The organism is Siminovitchia jepli, assembly GCF_047228825.1.
Taxonomy (GTDB): domain Bacteria; phylum Bacillota; class Bacilli; order Bacillales; family Bacillaceae_C; genus Siminovitchia.
This window is the reverse complement of record NZ_JBFEGN010000134.1, coordinates 1-6501: the sequence shown is the minus strand read 5'-3', so window position 1 is coordinate 6501 and position 6501 is coordinate 1. Positions and strand designations below refer to the sequence as shown.

The following is a 6501-nucleotide window of genomic DNA, read 5'->3' as shown; positions in this document are numbered from 1 at the left end:
ATTTTTAACATTAAAACAACTTTTTGTTCAAATTATATCGCTTGACTTTTTGATTGAAATTTAATGCAACGCTAGTGAGTTCGAATAGATTATATACTTTGCTTGCCAAAGTCTACAGAGAAAGCCAAAGATGATAAGAGGGGGAGTCTATAGCCCCTTTACAAAAGAAAACATGGAAAATTGCTTTATCGAGTTTTTCTCTCTTTTTCAAAGAAAAAAGTCTCTGAAGAACTTTTCAACACAAAGCAACAAAAATAAGACGACCACTAGAAAAATGGTCGCTTCATTTAAAATATTTATTTTTTCTAAGCCCGTACAGTATTGTTTATGACATCTAGTGCTTGCTGTAAATACTTTGAAAACAATTGATGATTCTCACTCATAGGAAAGTGACCAATACCTTTCATTTCAATAAATTCTGCATTTTTAATTTGGCTAGCTGTACGCCTTCCATCTTCCGGAGTTGTTAAATAGTCGTAATCCCCAGTTAGCATCACTACTTTTATCTTGTCCCCTTGAATTTGATCCAATTTACCACGTAAATCATGGTCGACAGAGTAAAAGTGTAAATCACCTTTAAATGCCTCTGCTCCTTGGGAATAGTAAAACCAAGTTGCCCAACGGTCTTGGTCTGGTGATTGCGGTGCCATTAAATCCCAAACTCCACTTGCACAGACTTGTGAGGCGTTGGCGTGCGGATGATGCCACCAATCTAAATAGAATCCCGGTGAATAATCAGCGGCTTCAACAGGAATCACAGCTTTAAAGCGATCAGGGTAATGTAATGCCAATTGAAGTGCCACATTTCCACCAAAGGATGAGCCCATAAAAATAGGATTCTCAAGTTCAAGTGCATCACATAAAGTAACAATGAACTTGGTATAGAAATCTGCAGTCAATTTGTATTCTTCCTTCCACCATTCCTTGTTAAGGGGTGGATCAGATTTGCCATGGCGAGGCAGGTCATAGGCGATTACGCGGTAATTATTCGTGATCTCCTCATCTTCAAGCAATCCACGCCATTGATGATTATGACACCCAGCGGTATGTTGGCATACTAGTGGTTGGCCAGTCCCATTCTCTAAATAAAATACCTTATATTCCTCTTCATCAACTTCAATCGTTACATAGCGTCCGGTTACAGGTGAAAAAACAGCTTTTGTCATTTGCGATATCTCCTTTCATTTATAATTAAACAGGAACTCCAGTAGTCCTAAGTAATTCTAACTGCGTTGTGATACATCTTAGATTTTGCATTAACACAAGCAAATCCCCTTCTAACTTCATATCGCGTTGGAAAGTCATTGCCCAAATGCCATGATACATAGGTGGTGGAGTCGGTTGAGAAAATTTTCTCCATGTTTCTGCACTTGCACGAATAGCAAATTGATAAGGGTCAAGCGGTCCCGGGTCAATAATAATTCTCTCAACTTTCCCTTCATGCATCTGAATAAGAACCTTTTTAGTCTCCATGTCTAACAGAAAAGTACAAGTAAAATACTTTCCATGAGCGTTGAGCTCTTCATTCTCATCGTTCACTTCTTTAAAGCGAGTGGACCATTGATTTACAGTAGCAACTGTCATTTTCATTTCCTCCTTTATTTGATAAGGTGACATTTATTTTCGCAATATTCATGCCAACTGATTTAAAATTTGCAAAGGCAAAAAAATCAGTGCTTTAAAGGCCTTTCCCTTTAAAGCACTGATTTCTTTGTTGTCCGGAAAACGTCCATTGTCCGGACAGTGAACACTTATTTAAGTCCATATTGTTCTAATTTACGATATAATGCACTACGAGATATCCCTAACAACTTTGCTGCCTGAGATCGGTTTTCATTTACATCATCCAAAACTGATTGAATATATGGCCCTTCATCTTGTATTGACTCTTTCCGCTTATTTTCAAATGAAAGATAATCTTTCACATCTGCTTGATCAAATATGTCGCTCTCGTGAAGATAAGTAATTCTTTCTACTATATTTCTTAACTCGCGGAGGTTGCCGGGCCAAGAATATTTCTGAAGTATCTTAATTGACGAAGGCGTAAATTGAATAAGTTCCCGGCCTGCCTTTTCCACAGAAGCCTTCATCATATGGTTGAGTAGATTTTCCAGGTCTTCTGGTCGTTCCCTTAGTGGAGGTATATCAATTTGAAAAACATTTAAGCGGAAAAACAAATCTTCCCGAAAAAGCCCTTTTTGGATCAATGTTTTTAAATCTTGGTGTGTAGCTGAAATAACTCTCACATCAATGGGTATTGGTTTGTTGCTCCCGATCCGAACTACATGTATAAATCATGTTTCTTTACAAAATTAACGATTTTTCGAATTGTATTTTTGTCAAATATACCGCCTGTTGGATTTCCAGGTGTATTTATTACCATTGCTTTAGTATTGCTGGTGACAACTTTTTCCAAGTGGTAAAAGTCAGGTGTAAAGCCTTCTTCCGGAGTTAAGTTATACCGAATAGGTATTGCTTCTTGATTTATTATCATCTGTTCATAGTTTGGCCATCCTGGATCAGGTATAAGAACTTCCTCACCGGAATCCACCAATGCAAGTAAACTTACATTTAGCGCTGTAACAGCACCCGGTGTAACAATGATATTGTTTTTATCTACATTAAACTCATATTGTTGTTGTAAATGTAGTGCTATTTGCCTTCTTAAAGTTTCTAAACCAGAATTTGATGTATAGTGTGTAAACCCTTGGTTCATTGCCTTATAAGCAGCTTCACAAATATGGGGTGGTGTATCAACATTTGGCTCACCTACCTCTAAATGTATAACATCTTCCATAAGAAGTGCCCTTTCCATAATTTCGCGAATCCCAGAACGGGGGAGTTTTTCACGGACTATTGAAATGGATTTCAATTTTTATCCTCCTTCTTAAATAATATTGTCACCATTCAGCTCTAAAGTTTAAAAATGACAGGGAAAGCGCCCATGTCATATTCATGTTAAATAAATGCCGTAATATTGGCCTGTTCTTTTAATTCAGTTACTTTCCTTACAAATTTTGTTGCCTTTTCTGTAATTTCCTTTAAGTTGCTATCACTTAATTTCGTTTTTGTATTTACTAGTGTACTCCCTATTCCTACAGCAACCGCTCCATTTAGAAGATATTCTTGGACATTGGATAAGTTTATTCCTCCTGTTGGCATTAAAGGGATATGGGGAAGTGGCCCATGTATATCTTTTAAATATTTGGGTCCCAACACATTGGCAGGAAATATTTTAATAATATCAGCTCCTTGCTCATATGCATTAATAACTTCAGTAGGAGTCATGGCACCTGGTATGCTAACAACACCGTACCTCTTGGTCATTTTAATTGTATCGAAATTGACAGTAGGGGAGAAAATAAACTGTGCCCCCGCCTTAATGGCCAAGCTAGCTGTTTCAGGATCAAGTACTGTTCCAGCTCCAACTGTAATTTTATCTCCAAACACTTCTTTTACCCGTTTAATACTGGAAATGAAATTTGGTGATTCCGCGGTTATTTCCAATATATTAACTCCGCCTGCTAATAACGCATCGGCAATAGAATCTATATCTTTATCCTTTACACTTCTTATAACTGCTACAATCTTTTGCTCTTTGATTTTTTCTAAAACGTTCATATTTTCACCTCTTAACCTTAACGATGGACATCTTCTCTTTCTATTCTACTTAGAAATGCATATAACTGATCTCTGTCAGGAAGACCTTCCACATCACCTTCAACTGTTGTTACTATACTTCCTATTGCTGCTCCTCTTTTCACTGCTTCGTATATACCTAATCCATCTAATAATCCCGATAGAAATCCCGCGGCAAACCCATCACCCGCACCAATGGGATCTATCACCTTCTTTACAGGAAAAGGGGCAACGTATCCTTTATCATCTTCTTGATGATAATAGGCACCTTTTTCACCAAGTTTCAATACAACTACAGAAACTCCTATATCATAGAAAAACTTTGCTATATTCTCTGGAGTGGTTTCATTAGAAAGGAATTTTCCTTCTTCTATACCTGGAAGCACAATATCTGAATTTGCGGCGATTTCCAATAATATTTTTTTGGAATCTTCCTCATTGGACCACAGCTTTTTCCTTATATTTGGATCAAATACAACCTGTACTCCATTCTCTTTTGCAATATCTATTGCACTCTTAATTGTTTGGTAACAGGTCTCACTTAATATAGGCGTTATACCCGTAACATGTAAATACTTGGCACCAGCTAGATAAGTCTTATTTAAATCAGACGGCTTCAAAAAGCTCGCAGCAGAATTCTTCCGATAATAGTGAACATTCACCTCATTATCTCTTACAATTTCCTTAAAATAGAGACCAGTATTATTTACTGAATCAAGAGCTACTTGACTAACGTCCACGCCTTCACCGCGAATAAATGTTAAAATCTTTTTACCAAATTCATCATTTCCTAATCTGCTAATCCATCCAACTTTATGTTCCAATCTCGAAAGGCCTATTGCCACATTTGATTCAGCACCACCAACCTTTGATTCGAAATTAGATTTATACCTCATTGGGCCCGTGGTAATGGGCGTAAATAGGATCATAGATTCTCCGATGGTAATAACATCCATGTACTGTCTCCCTTTTCACCCTTATTCTTTAAACCTAATTATTCCATTTCTTCTAGCAGAAGTTAGCTTAAACTCATTCAATTATAGGAGGATTTGCAGTGTCTTTTATTAAATGTAGCAAGATTTGAGTTCCGTCAGCTAAATCCTCTCTCGTTGAAAATTCTTCTGGACAATGACTTAAACCATTAATACTTCTTATAAAAACCATACCAATAGGGCAAAGCTTGCCCATAATCATAGCATCATGTGCAGCGCCGCTTGTTACAGTGGTAAAAGGAATCTTTTCTTCATTTGCAATCTGTTTCATCTTCTCTATAGTCTCTTTGTTGACAGGAACAGGAGGGGTGTTCTGTGTCACAATTGTTTCACTCTTTAATCCCCGCTCATCACATATTTTTGTTATGGTTTTTTGTATCCTGCTTACTACTCTTTCCCTCGTTTCTTCATTTATGTCTCTAATATCAATTGTAAGCTCAACCTTTTCAGGAATAACATTATGGCCTCCCGGAAAAGCTTTTACATATCCTACGGTACCCCTAGTAGTTGGTGCTGTCTCTTTCGCCACTTTTTCAACTTCTTGTATAATGATTCCTGCAGCCACCATAGGATCATTACGTAAATTCATAGCCACTGCTCCTGCATGCCCAGATCTTCCATAAATAATTACTTTCATTTGGTATGGCCCTGCAATACCTAAAACAATTCCAGCTGATTTATCTTCCTTCTCTAATGTTTGAGATTGCTCTATATGGAGTTCATAAAAAGCGGCAAAGTCAGAACCTGGGCGTTTCGCAGCATGAATTTGATTTGGCATTCCGCCAAATTCTTTTAAAGCAGTTGATAAAGGGATGCCTTCATTGTCTTTTTCATCAAGTATTGATTCAGGCAAAAGTCCTGCGATTGCCATACTTCCCATTAATCCACCGGCATAGCGACTTCCTTCTTCGTTAACAAATATTACTATTTCTATAGGAAGGATAGTTTCTATGTTGTAATCATTCAAGGTTTGAATGACCTCTAATGCAGAAAGAACCCCTGCAGCCCCATCAAATTTCCCACCATTTCTAACAGTGTCAAGATGAGAACCGGTTAAAACAACCGGTCCTTTTACTGTCCCTTCTCGTCTTCCGAAAACATTACCTACCGGGTCCGTCCAGACCTCCAAACCTGCTTCCCGCATCCAACCGATAACCAAATCAGTTGCCTTTCTATCTTCCTTGGAGAATGCAAGGCGGGTAATTCCGCCGTTTGTTGATTGACCAATCTCTCCTAACATTTGAATACGGTCCCACAATCTCTCTTTGTTAATTTTCAAAAGTTATCGCACCTGCCAATCAAAGCTCATAATTTGCCTTTTTTTTCACCCATTGACCAAATCCTTTTTCCCCAATTACCTCACCTTCAGAATATATCTTCTCCCCACGTACATAAGTTTCCTGAACCTTTCCAGTAATCTTCATTCCTTCATACATCGACCAGCCAGATTGTGCACGTAACTCATTGCCTTTAATCGTCCATTCTTTTTTAGGATCAAATATGACCAAGTCAGCATCCCCACCTATTTCAATAGAGCCTTTTTGCGGATAAATCCCTAATAATCTTGCCGGATTATATGAAAATAGTGTCACAAGGTGCTCTAGGCTTATTTGTTTTTTATGAACTCCTTCATGAAAAATCAATGGAAGCATTGTTTCAATTCCAGGACTACCTGAAAAATTATCAAAGACATTTGGATAATGGTCTCCCGGATGAGGTGCATGATCTGAGGCAATCAGATGAACCTTTCCTTCTCGTAATGCTTTCCAAACCCCTAATCTACTTTGTTCACTTCTTAAACGACCACCTGCTCAAAGCAGGTGGATTTTGACATAAATGTCGACGACTAAAGTCGTATTTCAGGCTGAAG

Annotated in this window: 7 protein-coding genes and 1 pseudogene; all 8 read right to left on the bottom strand. The window is 37.9% G+C overall.

The window, feature by feature from the left end; translation table 11 throughout:
• Nucleotides 1-305 precede the first annotated feature (305 nt).
• Nucleotides 306-1166, bottom strand: a complete 861-nt coding sequence (locus AB1L08_RS21175) for an alpha/beta fold hydrolase (protein WP_413066593.1) — start codon at nt 1164-1166, stop codon at nt 306-308.
• Between the two features lie 25 nt (nt 1167-1191).
• A complete protein-coding gene (locus tag AB1L08_RS21170; RefSeq protein ID WP_413066592.1) occupies nt 1192-1584 on the bottom strand; it encodes a hypothetical protein in 393 nt (130 codons plus the stop codon).
• 167 nt (nt 1585-1751) lie between these two features.
• Nucleotides 1752-2207 (bottom strand): AAA-type ATPase lid domain-containing protein, encoded by a 456-nt coding sequence (locus AB1L08_RS21165; RefSeq protein WP_413066594.1) that lies wholly within the window; start codon nt 2205-2207, stop codon nt 1752-1754.
• A gap of 74 nt (nt 2208-2281) precedes the next feature.
• The gene (locus AB1L08_RS21160; protein ID WP_413066591.1) at nt 2282-2872 is read right to left on the bottom strand and encodes a pyridoxal phosphate-dependent aminotransferase; all 591 of its coding nucleotides are present in this window, start codon (nt 2870-2872) and stop codon (nt 2282-2284) included.
• 86 nt (nt 2873-2958) lie between these two features.
• Entirely contained in the window at nt 2959-3621 is a 663-nt protein-coding gene (locus AB1L08_RS21155) for a bifunctional 4-hydroxy-2-oxoglutarate aldolase/2-dehydro-3-deoxy-phosphogluconate aldolase (RefSeq protein WP_413066590.1), read from the bottom strand.
• A 17-nt stretch (nt 3622-3638) separates the two neighbouring features.
• Nucleotides 3639-4595 (bottom strand): sugar kinase, encoded by a 957-nt coding sequence (locus tag AB1L08_RS21150; protein ID WP_413066589.1) that lies wholly within the window; start codon nt 4593-4595, stop codon nt 3639-3641.
• Between the two features lie 73 nt (nt 4596-4668).
• Nucleotides 4669-5910, bottom strand: a complete 1242-nt coding sequence (locus AB1L08_RS21145; protein ID WP_413066588.1) for a M20 family metallo-hydrolase — start codon at nt 5908-5910, stop codon at nt 4669-4671.
• Between the two features lie 19 nt (nt 5911-5929).
• Nucleotides 5930-6415 (bottom strand): annotated as a pseudogene (locus AB1L08_RS21140) (amidohydrolase family protein); the annotation flags it as partial.
• Nucleotides 6416-6501 lie beyond the last annotated feature (86 nt).